Below are 14,779 nucleotides of genomic sequence, written 5' to 3' on the forward strand. Positions count from 1 at the left end.
GGATGACACCATCCAAACCACGGCGGGAACGGTTCCAATACTCCAATGAAATGGTAATCGACAAACCCTTCAACTGGTCGCTCATGGCCCGCCTGTTTCAATATATTAAACCGTATACCACCCGCCTGTTGCCGCTGGCGATCCTGGCGGTGTTGGTCTCCACCGCGGCCCGGTTGTTTGCTCCGTTGATGATCAGCTTGGCGATTGACCATGCTTTGGTGAATAAAGACGGGCAACTGTTGACCATTTTTGTCAGTGTAATCGCCGCGATGTACATTCTCAACTGGCTTGCCAACACACTCCGCATCCGCTGGACGCAACAATTGGGGCAGTCGGTTATCTACGATCTGCGCCAGCATCTGTTTCAACATATCCAACGCCTTTCCCACCGCTTTTTTGATCAGCGGTCGGCAGGGTCGATTCTGGTACGGATCACCAACGACATCAACTCGCTTCAGGAGTTGCTGACCAACGGGATTGTCAATGTGATCATGGATATTCTCCTGTTGGTGGGGATTATTGTGATGCTAACCGTGCTCAGTCCCAACCTGACGGCGGCGATCCTTGTGGTACTGCCGTTGATGTTTTTAATCTCGGTCAAATTGCGCCGCCTAATCCGCCGTTCCTGGCAAAATGTGCGCATGAAACAGTCGATTATCAACTCCCATCTCAACGAAAGCATTCAAGGGATGCGCGTCACCCAGTCCTTTACCCAAGAAAAGGAGAATATGAGCTTTTTTACGCGGCTTAACCAAGACAATTTTGATGCTTGGAACGACGCTAGCAAAAAAAGTGCCGTCTTTCGCCCGTTTGTGGAGATGACAGGGGCCATCGGTACAGCGATTCTGATCGTTTACGGCTCTTATCTGGTGCGAGTCGACGCCCTTACTGTAGGGGCATTGGTCGGCTTTGCCATCTACATCGGCAACTTTTGGGAGCCGATCTCCCGTCTGGGTCAAGTGTATAACCAACTGCTGATGGCGATGGCTTCTACTGAGCGCATCTTTGAATTTCTGGATGAAAAGCCGTCGGTGCCGGAGAAAAACGACGCCCAATCCCTGGGACAAATCCAAGGCCGGGTGGAGCTAGATGGTGTGGTTTTCTCCTATGACGGCAAGCGGCGGGCGCTGGACGGAATCGAACTCACTTTCCAGCCGGGACAAAAAGTGGCACTGGTCGGCCATACCGGCTCTGGCAAAACCTCCATCGTTAACTTGATCTGCCGCTTCTATGATCCGACAGCGGGAAGTGTCCGTATCGACGGTCATGATCTGCGCGATCTCAAACTGGATGACTTGCGCTCCCAGGTGAGTATTGTGTTACAGGAGACGTTTATCTTTTCCGGTACGATCATGGAAAATATTCGCTTTGGACGTCCGGCAGCAACTGATGAGGAAGTAAAAGCGGCGGCAGAAGCGGTAGGAGCTAATGCCTTTATCCAGCGTCTGCCCAAAGGTTATGACACCGAAGTGGAAGAGCGTGGCAACATCTTATCCACCGGAGAGCGGCAACTGTTGAGCTTTGCCCGTACCTTGCTGGCTGATCCGCGCATTATTATCCTGGATGAAGCGACAGCCAGCATTGATACGGAGACGGAGCTAAAAATCCAAGAGGCGATGAAAACCCTCTTGGCCGGACGTACCGCCATTTTGATCGCCCACCGGCTGTCCACCATCCGCGACGCCGACAATATCGTCGTCCTGGAAAACGGTCGCATCATTGAACAGGGTGATCATCATCAGCTGATGGAACGGCGAGGTGAATACCACAACCTCGTCACCGCTCAGTTTCGGGTATTGGATGTGGGGTGAGGGAGTGTAGAGTCGGAAACGGCCCTACCTCTTAGGAATGATCAAGCTTTGCCAATAAAATGTGGGATGCTCAGATCTGAGCATCCCCGTTTTTGTGTGTCCGAAGAGGGTTGATGTAGGCTAAGATTGTTGAACCCTGGTAAGAAACGAGTTGCTCTTACCACTCCCCAAAAAGGGGGTTCGAGCAATGCCGTTTTCCAATCTATGATTGAAACAGTGGGCTTTCAGATGGTAACTTACTGTAAAATGAAGAAAAGATCATGGCCGTTGCAAGTGAACATTAAATTTGTATCGATCGCCGCGGTAGACGGATTTAACCAGTTCAAGCGGGTGTTGATTCGCAAGGTAACTGGAGCGCTCAATCAGTAGAACAGGAGAGCCTTTTTGAATTTGTAAATGTTCGGTTTCACTCGCTCGTGCCACCGTCGCTTCTAGGGTTTGCGTGGCATGCCCGATTTTGAGACCTAGCTGGGTTTCGATATATTCATATAGCGATCCATAGACGTGGGCTTCCGTCAAACCGGAAATCAATTTTACCGGCAAAAAAGTGGTTTCTAAAGCCATGGGCAGGTTATCCGCCAGCCGAACCCGTTTGATCACATTGACGGGCTCCCCTTCCGCTAATTTTAACCTTTGTATGATCTTTCCCTGTGCCGGTTCTACGGTGAACTGGAGTAAGCGGGTTTCCGGCTTTAGCCCGCGGGAAAGCATGTCTTCCGTAAAACTGGTCAAACCTTGCAGTGGTTGTTCGATTTTATTGCTGGCGACAAACGTTCCTTTCCCTTTGATTCGGTAGAGATACCCATCGCGGACCAGGTTGTTAATCGCTTGTCGCACGGTCATCCGGCTGATCCTATATTGTTCCGATAAGACACGTTCAGACGGAATCATATCCCCTTCTTTTAGTTCCCGTTTTTCGATCGAGTCTTTTAAGCGTTCTTCCAACTGATAGTAAACCGGGATGGGCGAGTTTTTATCCAACATCAAAGATCTTCCCCTTTTTTGCGAGGTGCTGACAGGCAGATTCATCGGCTAAGACGGTAACATCCGAGTGTTGTTTTAAGGCTGATGCAGGAAAGTCTGCATCCACAGGCCCTTCGATTAGACGGGCAATTGCTTCCGCTTTGGTGTGGCCCGCGGCCAAAAGTAAGATTTGGCGACTGCTTAAAATCGAGGCGATTCCCATGGTGATCGCATGGGTGGGGATCTCCTCTTTTCGCTGGAAAAAGTGGGCATTGGCATTGCGGGTAGATTCCGTCAGTTTAACCACATGTGTGCGAGAGTCAAAGGAAGTACCCGGTTCGTTAAATCCGATATGTCCGTTGCGGCCGATTCCCAGTAGTTGTAAATCGATTCCGCCATAACGGGAAATCTGCTGTTCATAGCGGTGACACTCCGCAGCGAGATCGGTTGCATCTCCAGCGGGAATGTGCGTCCGATGTGACACACAATCCAGGTGGTCAAAGAGACGGGTTTGCATATAGGTATGATAGCTATTGGGGTGATCTCGTTTCAAGCCGACGTATTCATCTAGATTAAACGTGACCACCTCTTTGTAGGACGTTCCGTTTTGGCGATGATCCGCTACCAATTCGCGATAAATCCCCTCTGGAGTGCTGCCGGTGGCAAATCCCAGCACGGAAGGTGGTTGAGTTTGAACCAGCTGGATGATGTGCGCAGCAGCCCAGCGGTTCATCTCCTGTGCGTTTGGAACTTGAATGACTCGCATGTCCATACCCCTCCACTACAACGAATCTTTGTGCCCATCGATCAAAACCTTTCTTCCATTATAAAGCAAAAGTAGTGGTATAGACAACTAGCCGTTTAAATGATATTCTAAAAACTGAGAAGCTTTTATCCTTGAAAGGAGGGGTTTTATGGCTTTTTTACAACCTTCCTTGATTCGACTCCAGGAACCGATAGGTGAGCCACAGGATGCGATTCGTATCGCCGGTGATCTTTTACAGAAAAACAATCATGTAGAGGCGCGGTATGTAGATGCCATGGTGGCTGCCTATCAGAAGCATGGTCCTTATTTTGTCATTGCACCCGGTATCGCGGTTCCCCATGCTCGACCGGAAGACGGGGTGATTCGTGCAGCGGTTTCCATGGTGCAAATGACAGAGGGTGTTGCCTTTGGAAGTGAAGCCAATGACCCCGTCTATCTGATTTTTGCACTGGCTGCAGATTCCAATCAAAACCATCTACAATTGTTGCAGAGACTGTCCCTTCTTTTGGGGAATGAAGAAAATGTGGAGCGATTGCGAAACGCAAAGGCACCCAATGAAATTCGAAATTTTTTGAAGGAGAACTCCATATGAAAAAGATATTGGCGGTATGTGGATTAGGGCAAGGAACGAGCTTGATATTAAAGATGAACATTGAGCAAGTTCTCAGTGAAGAAGGCGTACAAGCGGAGGTGGAGCATGTGGATGTTTCCGCCGCCTCCAGTATGACGGCGGATCTGATCGTAACCAGCCGGGAGTTGGCGCAAAACCTGCAAAACGGGGAGGCTCGGGTGGTGACAGTACAAAACTTTTTCGATGTCAATGAGATACGTTCAGCGCTAAACGAACATCTCTAATTCGATTGAGGGTGGTGGATGGTCATGGATGTGATTGTTTGGATTGCAACCAATGTCTTTGGAACACCCGCGATCTTGCTCGGTTTTATCGTCCTAATCGGGCTACTGCTGCAAAAGAAGAATGTCAGCCAGGTGATTAGCGGAACCTTTAAGGCCATTATCGGTTTTTTAATCATCGGGGCCGGTGCCCAGGTCATCATCAGCGCGTTAAATTTGTTTGAACCGATGTGGAAAGAAGTGTTTGGCATCACCGATAAGAGCTTTTCCGGCTTTATCGGACAGGAAGCGTTCAATAACCGTTTTGGAAGCGCTGTCACTTTAGCGATGGCTCTCGGATTTTTGTTAAATGTGGCCTTGGCCCGCTTTACCCGCTTTAAGTATATCTATCTAACCGGGCATATGATGTTTTGGACCACAACCATCTTTGCGGGAATCATTATCCAATCGGCGGGTACAGATGCACCCTTCTGGAAGTTGGTTCTGTTTTTAAGCTTATTTATGGGCCTTTATTGGACATTGCAACCGGCTTTAACCCAACCGTTGATGCGTCGCATCACCGGAAACGATCAGATTGCTCTTGGGCATACGTCGGCGTCAGTGGCTCTGTTGGGAGCCGGGCTGGGGAAACTGTTTGGTAATCGGGAAAACGACTCGGAGAAGATTAAATTACCCTCAGGGTTGGAATTTTTACGTGATTCCAATGTGATTACCGCTCTATCCATGGGTGTGCTGTTTTTGGTGGGGGCGATTATGGTTTCCACCAAGGGAACGCCGGGAGCGCAAGAGTTGATTGCAGCGGCAGGGGAGCAAAATTTCTTGGTCTACTCAATCGTGCAGGCGCTGACCTTTGCCGGGGGGATTGCCATCGTATTGATGGGGGTGCGCATGTTTATCGGTGAACTGGTACCGGCTTTTAGGGGAATCGCCACCAAAATTGTGCCGGGAGCAAAACCGGCGTTGGATGTTCCCGTTGTCTTTCCTTATGCGCCCAATGCGGTCACCCTGGGTTTTCTCGGTACGCTGGTCGGCGCACTGTTGTGGCTGTTGGTACTGGGTCAAACCATCGGTTATGTGTTTGTGCCCACTATGATCGTCCTCTTTTTCCACAGTGCTGCGGCGGGGGTCTTTGGAAATACGACCGGTGGCGTTCGCGGTGCGCTGTTGGGCGGGTTTGCCACAGCGACAGTGGTCGCTTTTGGTCAGTTTGCGATGGTGCGGATGTTGCTGCCTGACACCATTCCCGATACCGCCATGTGGGCGGCAGACTCGGATATGTTTATCCTGGGGCCGATTGTCAAACTGTTGGCTGAGCTTCTCTTTTGATTGGAGGAAAGGTCGATGGGTCGAATACGAACATTGACAGGGGAGATTGAACCACACCAGCTCGGATTTACTTATTCCCACGAGCATTTGGTATGCCGTCCTCCCTATTGGCAGGAAAAAGGAGAGGACGACCTGCTCCTGGATGATCCAGAAAAAACCAGATCCGATCTGTTGGAGTTTCAAAAAGGTGGCGGAAACAGCGTTGTGGACGCCACAGCGGTCGATTATGGTCGCGATGTTCCAGCTGTGGTGCAACTGGCGCGTGAAACCGGCCTCAACATCCTAGGGACGGCTGGATTTAATAAAAGTTTTTTATGGACCGCTCCGCTCAAAGATGATTTAAAGCGGTTGGTCGGAGACTACTCCACTTATGAGGAGTGGATCGTCGAGGCGACGGTGGAAGCGTTGACGGACTTTGTCGTGCGGGAAGTGGAAGTAGGGCTGGAAGGAACACCGTATCGGGCGGGACAGGTGAAGTTTGGCACCGGTTATAATCGGATCACCCCCTTGGAAGTAAAAACGATTCGTGCGGTCGCCCGGGCACACCATGTCACTCGTGCTCCGATTCACTCCCACACGGAAGCGGGGACGATGGCTTTGGAGCAACTGGAGATCCTGCGTCAGGAAAATGTGAATCCCGCCTTTGTCAGCTTTGGTCATATGGATCGCAATCCCGATCCTTTTTATCATGAACAGATTGCCCGTACCGGCGCCTTTCTCTGCTTTGACGGCATCGCCAAAATCAAGTACGCCCCGGAAAGTACCCGTATTGATTGCATTCTGGGGCTAGTGGAAAAAGGATATGAGGATCAAATTTTGATCAGTGGCGATACGGCCAGAAAAAGCTATTACAAAACTTACGATCATGGATTGGGACTGGGGTATATCATCAACCGTTGGGTTCCGCGCTTCATCGATGAAGCGGAGCAAAGAGGGTTGGACGGGGAGCGGTTGGTCAATAAATTCTTTGTGGAAAACCCTGCCCGCTGCTTTGCATTTAAGGACTGAAAGGGGAGGTTGCAATTGCAATTTCAAGAGCAGACATCCGCACGAATCCGAGAACAGATTCAATCCTCCCCGCTCGCTATTCTTCCCTTGGGAGCGGTGGAGGCACATGGTCCGCATTTACCTCTGGGAACGGATAACGACTTGGCTGAGGAGCTTTCCAAACGGCTGGCGAAACGAGTGAACGGTTGGGTTTTGCCTACCCTTCCTTATGGACAGGTATGGAGTTTGTCCGATTTTCCCGGAAGCTTATCTGTATCGAATGAAACCCTCATCCGTCTGTTGACAGATCTGGGGGACAGCTTGGTTCGTCAAGGCTTTCGCATCTGGGTGATCCTGAATGCTCACCTCGGAAACGCCGTCGCAGTCAAAGAGGCGGCACGGCAACTGTATGAATGTCACCCGGATTTCCGGGTTTTCTATTTTTTCTACCCGGGAACACAAGCGGCCATCTCGGAAGTGAGAGAAAAGCCGCCTGTTCATCCCACCTATTTTCATGCTTGTGAGATGGAGACCTCTTATATGTTGTATCTGGCTGGAGAAAAAGTGGATATGTCCCAAGCGATCGATGATGTTCCGGATATTCCGCCGGAATCCGAAGTGACGCCGACCCCCTGGAGTACCTTCACCCAATCCGCTGTATTGGGGTATGCCACGTTAGCCACACGAGAAAAGGGAGAGCGCGTGATTGAAACTGCATTGGACCGCATGACGGAGATCGTGCTTCAGGCCAAAGAGGACTTGGAGGATCTTGATCGCGGCTAGCGCGGTGTTCCTCCCTCGGGGGCCTGTTCAGTGGACAATGCCAGCTCTTGTGAGTGTCCATTCAAACGGAGGTGTAGACGTGATTGAAGCGTATTTTGCCAAAGTGGATTTGCTGCTCAAACAAATCCTGGAGTCGGAACAAGACGTGATCCGGCAAGGGGCGGAGCGGGTGGCGGAAGCGATTCAACAGGGAGGGCTGATTCATTTGTTCGGCTGTGGCCATTCCCACCTGTTGACGGAAGAGGTCTTCTACCGGGCGGGTGGGTTAGTCCCGATCCATCCCATTCTGCATGAACCCTTGATGTTGCATGAAGGGGCGCTCAGCTCCTCTAAGTTGGAACGGCAAAACGATTATGCTGCAAAGTTTATGGAACAGGAGGATATCGGGAAGGAGGATGTGGTGATCGTCATCTCCACCTCCGGCCGCAATCCTGTTCCCATCGATGTTGCCCTGATCGCAAAGGATCGGGGTGCTTATGTGATCGGCATCACTTCCGCTGATTACGCACAAGTGCCATCCAGGCACAAAAGTGGCAAGCTCCTCTATCAATGTGTGGATCTCAGTATCGATAATCATATACCCAAAGGAGACGCCTTGTTGTCGCATCCGGAAGTCGAGGTCCCCTTTGGCTCCGGTTCGACGGTGGTGGGAGCGGCTATTTTGCAAGGAATGTTTGCAGAGACGATTCAAATGATGGCCGAACGAGGATTTACCCCTCCCATTCTGTTGAGCGGAAACAATGAAGGAGCGGATGAACACAATCAGCGTCTGGTAGCCCAATACCGGGGGCGGATTTCAAACCTTCGTTGAAGGGCAGGTTGCAGGGGGATAACTACCGGTCTTGCTGAACGTATGACTGGAAATGCGATAATCGAAATTCTATCCGCTCCCAGCTTCCTACCAACCTTACATGAAAGAGAAATGTCGTGAACGGCGCTCTCCCCAGGAGTTAGGGTCGGCAAAGATTTCCGATGCTCCCCCAATCGGTTTCTAGGCGTCTTCTATTGCTTTCGGTCTAACCGTTCATTAATATTAAGGGTAGGTGTAAATTGATTGCGCTATTTTTCTGTATAATAAGCTGTAATCGCTTTCAGACTGGGGGGGAGGGTATACTGTGACAGGACCAGTGTGGTTAACGCTCGGTTCATTGCTGTTGTTCTTTTTGGGCTTTCGTTTTTATTCACGCTATCTTTCGGAACGGATTTATCGGTTGGACCCTAATTTTCAGACGCCGGCTCATGAATTTCGGGACGGGGTGGATCATGTACCCACCAACAAATTTGTCTTGTGGGGACATCACTTTAGTTCTGTTGCCGGGGCTTCCCCGATCGTGGGTCCGGCTATCGCCGTTATTTGGGGATGGGGACCGGCGCTGGTGTGGGTGGTGCTAGGGACGATTTTCTTTGCCGGCATGCATGACTTAGGCACATTGTGGGCTTCGGTGCGCAATAAAGGGAAATCAATCGGCGTCATCACCAATACCGTGATGGGGGAAAGGGCAAAAGGGCTATTTTTGCTCATCATCTTCTTTTTATTGTTGCTGGTTAATGCCGTATTCGCAGTGGTGATCGCCAATCTGTTTACCAGTTTTCCCAGTAGCGTCATCCCATATTGGCTTCAGATTCCGGTGGCCATGACAATCGGGTATCTGGTGTATAAACGGGGGATTCCACTGTTGGGACCGTCGTTGGCGGGGCTTGCGCTCTTGTTTCTATTTATCTTTGTTGGCGTATCCAATCCGGTATCGATGCCGGAGACGGTGTTTGGCATTCCTTCCACCGGTTTTTGGGTCATCGTGATGCTCTTGTACGGCGCGCTCGCATCGCGCTTGCCGGTATGGCTGTTGCTGCAACCGCGGGATTATATTAATTCTCATATGTTGTTTTTAGGATTAGCGGTGTTATATCTGGGTCTGTTTGTGACACAGCCGGAGTTTAACGCCCCTTTCTTCAATGATGCGGTACCGGAAGGGACACCACCGTTGTTGCCGCTGTTGTTTGTGACGATCGCTTGCGGTGCTATCTCCGGTTTTCATGGCTTGGTCGGATCGGGAACCTCTTCCAAACAGTTGGATAAAGAGACCGATGCTCGCTTTGTCGGCTATTTTGGGGCGATGGGCGAAGGATTGTTGGCACTGATCGCCATCATGGCAACGGCTGCCGGGTTTGCCACCATCGACAATTGGAACGAACATTACGGTTCATGGGAGACGGCCAATGGCGGCGGTGTAGGCGCCTTCGTCACCGGTGCCGGCAACTTTATCGCCAGTTTGGGAATTCCGCCGGAAGTGGGGACTACCTTTATCTCCATTATGATCGTAGCGTTTGCCGCTACTACCCTCGATACCTCGATGCGTCTACAACGCTTTATTCTAGGTGAGATCGGGGAACAGTACAAAGTGGCTCCGCTGAAAAACATCGATGTGGCTACCGTGATCGCCTTTCTGGCCTGTGTCGCTCTCGCTTTTCTCGCCGATCCCTCCAATCCGGGGCAGGGTGGAATGGTGCTGTGGCCGCTGTTTGGTACCACCAACCAATTGACCGCCGGTCTTTCCCTGATCGTGATTACACTGATGCTGTGGAAATGGGGGCGCAACTACATGATCTCCCTAATCCCGCTAGTGTTTATTGTTGGGATGACGACATGGGGAATGGTGTTAAACATCATGAACTACATTTCCCAAGGAAATACCCTGTTGACGGTGGTGGGGATTTTGGTGCTGGCACTTAATGTTTGGTTGGTGTTGGAGGGAATTCTGGCATGGCGGCGCGGACGTGATGTGCCGATTAAGCCGGGAACCTCTGCTTGAGAGGAGTGAAGCGGATGGAACGGACTGCGGATCGGGCCCGCGAGATGTGGGAGCAGTTTAAAATCTTTTACGAAGAAATGTACTTCGCCCCGTACCGCCGTACCATGTTAAGAGAGATTCGGAACGAGGAAGATGTATTTAAACTGTTGGCTTTCTCTGAAATGCTGGGTCTACCCAATCCCGTTTCCTATTACACCATGGAGCTGTTGCCGTTTATGTTGGAGGATTTCCATGAATGGCATCAGCGAATGGGGATGGAACGATCGCCTTTGGACGGGTTCAAATGTTGTTGAGCAAACGCTCCGAGTCGATCGCTTTCTTCGGGGGCAAAGGCGGTGTGGGGAAGACGACTTGCTCCAGCGCCTATGCCTTTGCCTTAGCAAATAAAGGGTTAAAGACTTTGCTGGTTTCCACTGATCCTGCTCATTCCGTCGGGGATTTGCTGGAAGTGAAAGCAGGGCCGGAAGCGGTAGAGGTAGCCGATCAGTTGTGGGTACGAGAGATTGATCCAGAGGAAGCTTCCTATCGATATCTAAATGAAGTAAAGGGAAATATGCGCGGGCTGGCGGCCCCCTCTTTATGGAAAGAGGTGGAGCGGCAAATGGATTTTGCCGCCGCTTCTCCCGGCGCCGATGAGGCGGCCTTGTTTGACGATATGGTTTCCACTATACTGACAGCGGAGTCGGAATACGATCGTATTGTGTTTGACACCGCGCCTACAGGGCATACGTTGCGTCTGTTGTCGTTGCCGGAGCTGATGAGTGTTTGGGTGGAGGGAATGTTAGCCCGTCGCGCTAAAACGAAGGAATTGCACCGCATGTGGCACAATGTAGCCGGTGTGAGCGAGGTGGAGGAGCCGCGGGATCAGGTGTATGAGTTGTTGGAGCGGCGGAAGAATCGTTTTGCCGCTGCGCGCAAGCGCCTCTTGGATGAAAAAGCGACGTCCTTTTACTTTGTACTCAATCCTGAACGCCTGTCTATCCTGGAGTCCGCGAAAGCGATGGCGTTGTTGCAGAAATACGGCGTCTCAACCGGGGGAGTAATCGTCAACCGGGTGTTACCCGCCGATGTTGACGGCAGCTTCCTAGCGAAGCGGAGGGAACAGGAGGCACAGTATCTACAGGAAATCGCGGAGCGCTTTTCCAACCGGCAGCAGTTGCACATTCCGATGCAGGCGGAGGATATCCGTGGGCTGGCCGGAGTGGCGGAAATTGGTGAGTGGATGAATCGAAATCGCTTTGGTTCTTTGTAAATAAGCGATGATCACGCCTCCGGACGGGGGCGTTTTTCCATAAGGAAGGGAGGGAGACCGATGGGTAAACGGTGGAAGCTGCGCCTGCAGACGCGCACCATTCTGATGGTGTCGGGTTTGTTGTTGTTGATCGTGGGATTGATGGGGGTATCCATTTACTCGCAGATGGTGGCGATCGTCGAAAAGGAGACGGGGCAGCGCGCATTAAACCTGGCGGAGACGTTGGCGGGGGATCCGGAGTTGATTGCGGCCTTTCAAGAGCCGGAGCCTTGGACAAAGATTCAACCGATGGCAGAACGCATCCGCAAACAATCCGGTGCACAATTTGTGGTGGTGGGAAACCGGCAGGGGATTCGTTACTCCCACCCGATTCCGGAGCGTATCGGCCGCTCGATGGTGGGTGGGGACAATGACCGTGCCCTGGTGAATAAAGAATCATATGTCTCTAAAGCGACGGGCAGTTTAGGCCCCTCCCTGCGCGGAAAAACGCCGATTATCGATGAATCGGGGGAAGTGATCGGGTTAGTTTCTGTCGGCTTTTTGATGGAGAGTGTGGCCGATATGACCCTCGCCTACCTGATGAAAATGGTGTGGTTTTTTCTGTTGGCGTTTGTGGTGGGAGTAGGGGGAGCGATCTGGCTGGCACGCAGCATTAAACACGCCACATCGGGCTTGGAACCGGATGAGATCGCATCGTTGTATAAAGAGCGAAGCGCCGTGATTGAGGCGGTGCGGGAAGGGATTATTGTCGTGGATGGGGATGGTAAAGTTACCCTGGTAAACCGGGCTGCTTCCCGTATACTCGGCTTGTCAAAGGGAGCAGATGTGCGAGGGAGGGAGTTGAAAGAGCTCTTGCCCGATACACGGTTACCCTATGTGGTTGAAAGCGGGGAAAAGGAGTTGGATCGGCGCATCCAAATAAACGGGCGTGAAATCGTAGTCAACCGTTATCCCATTCGCTCACCGGAAGGGGAGCGGGTGGTAGGAGCGGTAGCCAGCTTCCGCTTAAAGTCGGATATGGATGAGTTAAATGAACAGCTCTCCCAAGTCTCCCGGTATACCGAGGCATTGCGTGCACAAACCCATGAGTTTCACAATACGCTCTATACCATCTCCGGCTTAATCCAGTTGGGTTCCTACAAAGAAGCGTTGGCAATGATCCACCAAGAGACCGTGGAAAATCAAGATCGGATTCAGCGAATCGTCAAGGGCATCCCCGATCCTCGCCTGGGCGGAATTCTGCTCGGTTTTTTCAATCGGGCAAAAGAGCGAAAGGTGGACTTTTCCCTGGATGAGGACAGTCGCTTGCAGCCATTGCCCGCTGACTTTGATCGGCAAGGATTGGTCCATATCATCGGTAATTTGATCACCAACGCCTTTGAAGCTGTCGACAAAAATCCTCCAGACCAACGCCAAGTCCGACTGTATATCGGTGATACGGGAGGAGAGATCTTATTGGAAGTGGAGGATTCGGGACAGGGAATAACGGATGGTGACACTGTTCGGATCTGGGAGCGGGGGTATTCCACCAAAAAGGGGGAGAAACGGGGATTCGGCCTCCCCAAGGTAAAGGAAACAGTAGAAGATATGGGGGGCTATATTGCTCTGGAGCGGGGTGAATTGGGTGGGGCGCTGTTTGTGGTCGCCGTACCCCGTATCCATGGTGGGGAGAGGCGAGAAGGAGGGAATACCGATGGCTGATCGAAATGATCCTATTGAAGTGTTAATCGTAGAAGACGACCGGCGCGTAGCGGGAATCCACCGTCGGTTCGCGGAAAAGGTGGAAGGGTTCCATGTCGCTGGCACGGCTCATAGCGGTGAAGAAGCACAAGAGTGGCTGCGTATCTTTCAACCGGATTTGGTATTGCTGGATATTTATCTGCCGGATATGAAAGGGACTGATTTGTTATGGTTTATCCGGGAGTATACCCGTAAAACGGATGTGATTATGATCACGGCGGCGGGGGAAACCGACTTGGTACAGGAGGCGATGCGGGGAGGTGTGGTGGATTATATGGTGAAACCGATCGCGTTTGAGCGTTTCCGCACCAGTTTGGAACAGTATCGTATGGACCGAGAACAGCTCGCCAAAACGCGATCGATGGATCAGGATCAGATTGACGCCCTGAGGAGTGTCACCCAAGCAACCCGTTCTTTAGCAGACGAATCCCCACCAGTACCAAAGGGAATCGATCCCATCACCTTAGATAAAGTAAAGCAAGCGCTACAAACGGATTCCAACGGCAAAACGGCGGAAGAGACCGGCAAGGCTATCGGTGCCAGCCGCTCCACCGCCCGTCGCTATCTGGAATACCTCGTCGCCATCGATAAAGCGACCGCCGATGTCTCCTATGGCGGTATCGGCCGTCCCGAGCGGCGCTATCGCTTGCGGTAGGCATAAGGGAAGCTTTACACAAGCAACTGTTGTCGTCTGTACTCTGCAGGCGTCAATTTTTTTGATGTGAGTGCAGTGTGGTATAGGAATGATTTTGCCTTGAAAAGGAGGTGGTTCAAGTGAAGGAAAATAAAAAGATGAAAGCATTGATGGAAAAAGCGAAAAGTAAAACGGATGATGAAATGAAAGAGTTCTGTCAGTTATTTTGGCCCCATTTTATTGAGGTTGATGGCTATATATTTTTGGCGCAGGAATATAAAAAGGCCGGAAAATTAGATTATGAACGTTTTTTTGATGAAATTGAAGTTGAGTCATTTGTGAATCACATACACCTCCAAGATTATCTTGATGATGATCACCTCTCTGTTTATGAAAAGTTGTTTATTGGAATGAGATTGTTAGAGATATGGCCCTGTAAAATAAAAATGGAATATCCATTGTCTCATTTTGTCTTTATCCTGACCTGTGATTATGAGGAAGTTATTCTTCGCTTTTACAAGAAACGAAATGGCCCTTCTTGGCTCAATGAGGATCGTTTAGACGATTATTCGGAAGGGATCATGATGAAGGAAGTTTAGGGGGATTGATTTGATCACATCAGTTCAAATTCCATTTGCTCTATAATAAGGAATGATTAACCGAAATGGATAACCAACTAGAAAAACTGCGTTCACATTTACCTACTGATGTAGCAACTCACTTGGACCTTAGCATCGAATCCATGCTGGTATTGAGCAGTTGACGCGATTTATTGACACCCATCACAAAATATCAAGCCCCTGCCATCTTTCAAATCAGGCATCCCGGCAGGGGCTGTCTTTAATATCGTCAAAC

The 14,779-nt window shown here is 50.8% G+C and carries 15 protein-coding genes; 13 read left to right on the forward strand and 2 right to left on the reverse strand.

Going from position 1 to position 14,779, the window contains the following annotated elements; genetic code table 11:
• Window positions 1-2: 2 nt before the first annotated feature.
• Window positions 3-1,811, forward strand: coding sequence for an ABC transporter ATP-binding protein (locus C8J48_RS00860; RefSeq protein ID WP_107724509.1), 1,809 nt, complete (start codon window positions 3-5; stop codon window positions 1,809-1,811).
• A gap of 258 nt (window positions 1,812-2,069) precedes the next feature.
• On the opposite strand, the gene C8J48_RS00865 is transcribed toward C8J48_RS00860, so the two are convergent.
• Both C8J48_RS00865 and nagB read right to left on the reverse strand, forming a co-directional pair.
• A complete protein-coding gene (locus C8J48_RS00865; RefSeq protein WP_107724510.1) occupies window positions 2,070-2,795 on the reverse strand; it encodes a GntR family transcriptional regulator in 726 nt (241 codons plus the stop codon).
• Window positions 2,785-3,546: a glucosamine-6-phosphate deaminase gene (nagB, locus tag C8J48_RS00870; protein ID WP_107724511.1), complete on the reverse strand. Its 762-nt coding sequence runs from the start codon at window positions 3,544-3,546 to the stop codon at window positions 2,785-2,787. Before nagB ends, C8J48_RS00865 begins: the two co-directional genes overlap by 11 nt.
• Window positions 3,547-3,688: 142 nt before the next feature.
• Between nagB and C8J48_RS00875 the strand changes: the two genes are divergently transcribed.
• The 12 genes from C8J48_RS00875 (at window position 3,689) to C8J48_RS00930 (ending at window position 14,523) form a co-directional block, all read left to right on the forward strand.
• Window positions 3,689-4,132 carry a PTS sugar transporter subunit IIA gene (locus C8J48_RS00875; RefSeq protein WP_107724512.1) on the forward strand — a complete coding sequence of 148 codons (444 nt, stop codon included), beginning with the start codon at window positions 3,689-3,691 and terminating at the stop codon, window positions 4,130-4,132.
• Entirely contained in the window at window positions 4,129-4,395 is a 267-nt protein-coding gene (locus C8J48_RS00880; RefSeq protein ID WP_107724513.1) for a PTS sugar transporter subunit IIB, read from the forward strand. Before C8J48_RS00875 ends, C8J48_RS00880 begins: the two co-directional genes overlap by 4 nt.
• 24 nt (window positions 4,396-4,419) lie before the next feature.
• On the forward strand, window positions 4,420-5,718 hold the full coding sequence (locus C8J48_RS00885; RefSeq protein ID WP_107724514.1) for a PTS ascorbate transporter subunit IIC: 1,299 nt from the start codon (window positions 4,420-4,422) through the stop codon (window positions 5,716-5,718).
• 15 nt (window positions 5,719-5,733) lie between these two features.
• A complete protein-coding gene (locus C8J48_RS00890) occupies window positions 5,734-6,726 on the forward strand; it encodes a phosphotriesterase family protein (protein ID WP_107724515.1) in 993 nt (330 codons plus the stop codon).
• A 15-nt stretch (window positions 6,727-6,741) separates the two neighbouring features.
• The gene (locus C8J48_RS00895; protein WP_107724516.1) at window positions 6,742-7,488 is read left to right on the forward strand and encodes a creatininase family protein; all 747 of its coding nucleotides are present in this window, start codon (window positions 6,742-6,744) and stop codon (window positions 7,486-7,488) included.
• A gap of 79 nt (window positions 7,489-7,567) precedes the next feature.
• The gene (locus C8J48_RS00900; RefSeq protein WP_107724517.1) at window positions 7,568-8,299 is read left to right on the forward strand and encodes an SIS domain-containing protein; all 732 of its coding nucleotides are present in this window, start codon (window positions 7,568-7,570) and stop codon (window positions 8,297-8,299) included.
• A 304-nt stretch (window positions 8,300-8,603) separates the two neighbouring features.
• Window positions 8,604-10,298: a carbon starvation CstA family protein gene (locus tag C8J48_RS00905; RefSeq protein WP_107724518.1), complete on the forward strand. Its 1,695-nt coding sequence runs from the start codon at window positions 8,604-8,606 to the stop codon at window positions 10,296-10,298.
• Window positions 10,299-10,312: 14 nt separating this feature from the next.
• Window positions 10,313-10,591: a cory-CC-star protein gene (locus tag C8J48_RS00910; protein WP_245891025.1), complete on the forward strand. Its 279-nt coding sequence runs from the start codon at window positions 10,313-10,315 to the stop codon at window positions 10,589-10,591.
• A complete protein-coding gene (locus C8J48_RS00915) occupies window positions 10,534-11,550 on the forward strand; it encodes an ArsA family ATPase (RefSeq protein ID WP_245891026.1) in 1,017 nt (338 codons plus the stop codon). The genes C8J48_RS00910 and C8J48_RS00915 overlap by 58 nt, the downstream gene beginning before the upstream one ends.
• A 60-nt stretch (window positions 11,551-11,610) precedes the next feature.
• Complete coding sequence (locus C8J48_RS00920) at window positions 11,611-13,251, forward strand: ATP-binding protein (RefSeq protein WP_107724520.1); 1,641 nt, start codon at window positions 11,611-11,613, stop codon at window positions 13,249-13,251.
• The gene (locus C8J48_RS00925) at window positions 13,244-13,945 is read left to right on the forward strand and encodes a response regulator (protein ID WP_107724521.1); all 702 of its coding nucleotides are present in this window, start codon (window positions 13,244-13,246) and stop codon (window positions 13,943-13,945) included. Before C8J48_RS00920 ends, C8J48_RS00925 begins: the two co-directional genes overlap by 8 nt.
• A 119-nt stretch (window positions 13,946-14,064) precedes the next feature.
• A complete protein-coding gene (locus tag C8J48_RS00930; RefSeq protein ID WP_107724522.1) occupies window positions 14,065-14,523 on the forward strand; it encodes a hypothetical protein in 459 nt (152 codons plus the stop codon).
• The last annotated feature ends 256 nt before the right edge of the window (window positions 14,524-14,779 follow it).

This window comes from Desmospora activa DSM 45169, assembly GCF_003046315.1.
Classification (GTDB): Bacteria; Bacillota; Bacilli; order Thermoactinomycetales; family DSM-45169; genus Desmospora; species Desmospora activa.

Excerpts from the sequence above, each read along its gene's own strand:
- C8J48_RS00910 (WP_245891025.1), top strand. The coding sequence starts at position 10,313 with ATGGAACGGACTGCGGATCGGGCCCGCGAGATGTGGGAGCAGTTTAAA.
- C8J48_RS00925 (WP_107724521.1), top strand. The coding sequence starts at position 13,244 with ATGGCTGATCGAAATGATCCTATTGAAGTGTTAATCGTAGAAGACGAC.
- C8J48_RS00880 (WP_107724513.1), top strand. The coding sequence starts at position 4,129 with ATGAAAAAGATATTGGCGGTATGTGGATTAGGGCAAGGAACGAGCTTG.
- C8J48_RS00865 (WP_107724510.1), bottom strand. The coding sequence starts at position 2,795 with ATGTTGGATAAAAACTCGCCCATCCCGGTTTACTATCAGTTGGAAGAA.
- nagB (WP_107724511.1), bottom strand. The coding sequence starts at position 3,546 with ATGGACATGCGAGTCATTCAAGTTCCAAACGCACAGGAGATGAACCGC.
- C8J48_RS00920 (WP_107724520.1), top strand. The coding sequence starts at position 11,611 with ATGGGTAAACGGTGGAAGCTGCGCCTGCAGACGCGCACCATTCTGATG.
- C8J48_RS00885 (WP_107724514.1), top strand. The coding sequence starts at position 4,420 with ATGGATGTGATTGTTTGGATTGCAACCAATGTCTTTGGAACACCCGCG.
- C8J48_RS00915 (WP_245891026.1), top strand. The coding sequence starts at position 10,534 with ATGGCATCAGCGAATGGGGATGGAACGATCGCCTTTGGACGGGTTCAA.
- C8J48_RS00890 (WP_107724515.1), top strand. The coding sequence starts at position 5,734 with ATGGGTCGAATACGAACATTGACAGGGGAGATTGAACCACACCAGCTC.
- C8J48_RS00875 (WP_107724512.1), top strand. The coding sequence starts at position 3,689 with ATGGCTTTTTTACAACCTTCCTTGATTCGACTCCAGGAACCGATAGGT.
- C8J48_RS00860 (WP_107724509.1), top strand. The coding sequence starts at position 3 with ATGACACCATCCAAACCACGGCGGGAACGGTTCCAATACTCCAATGAA.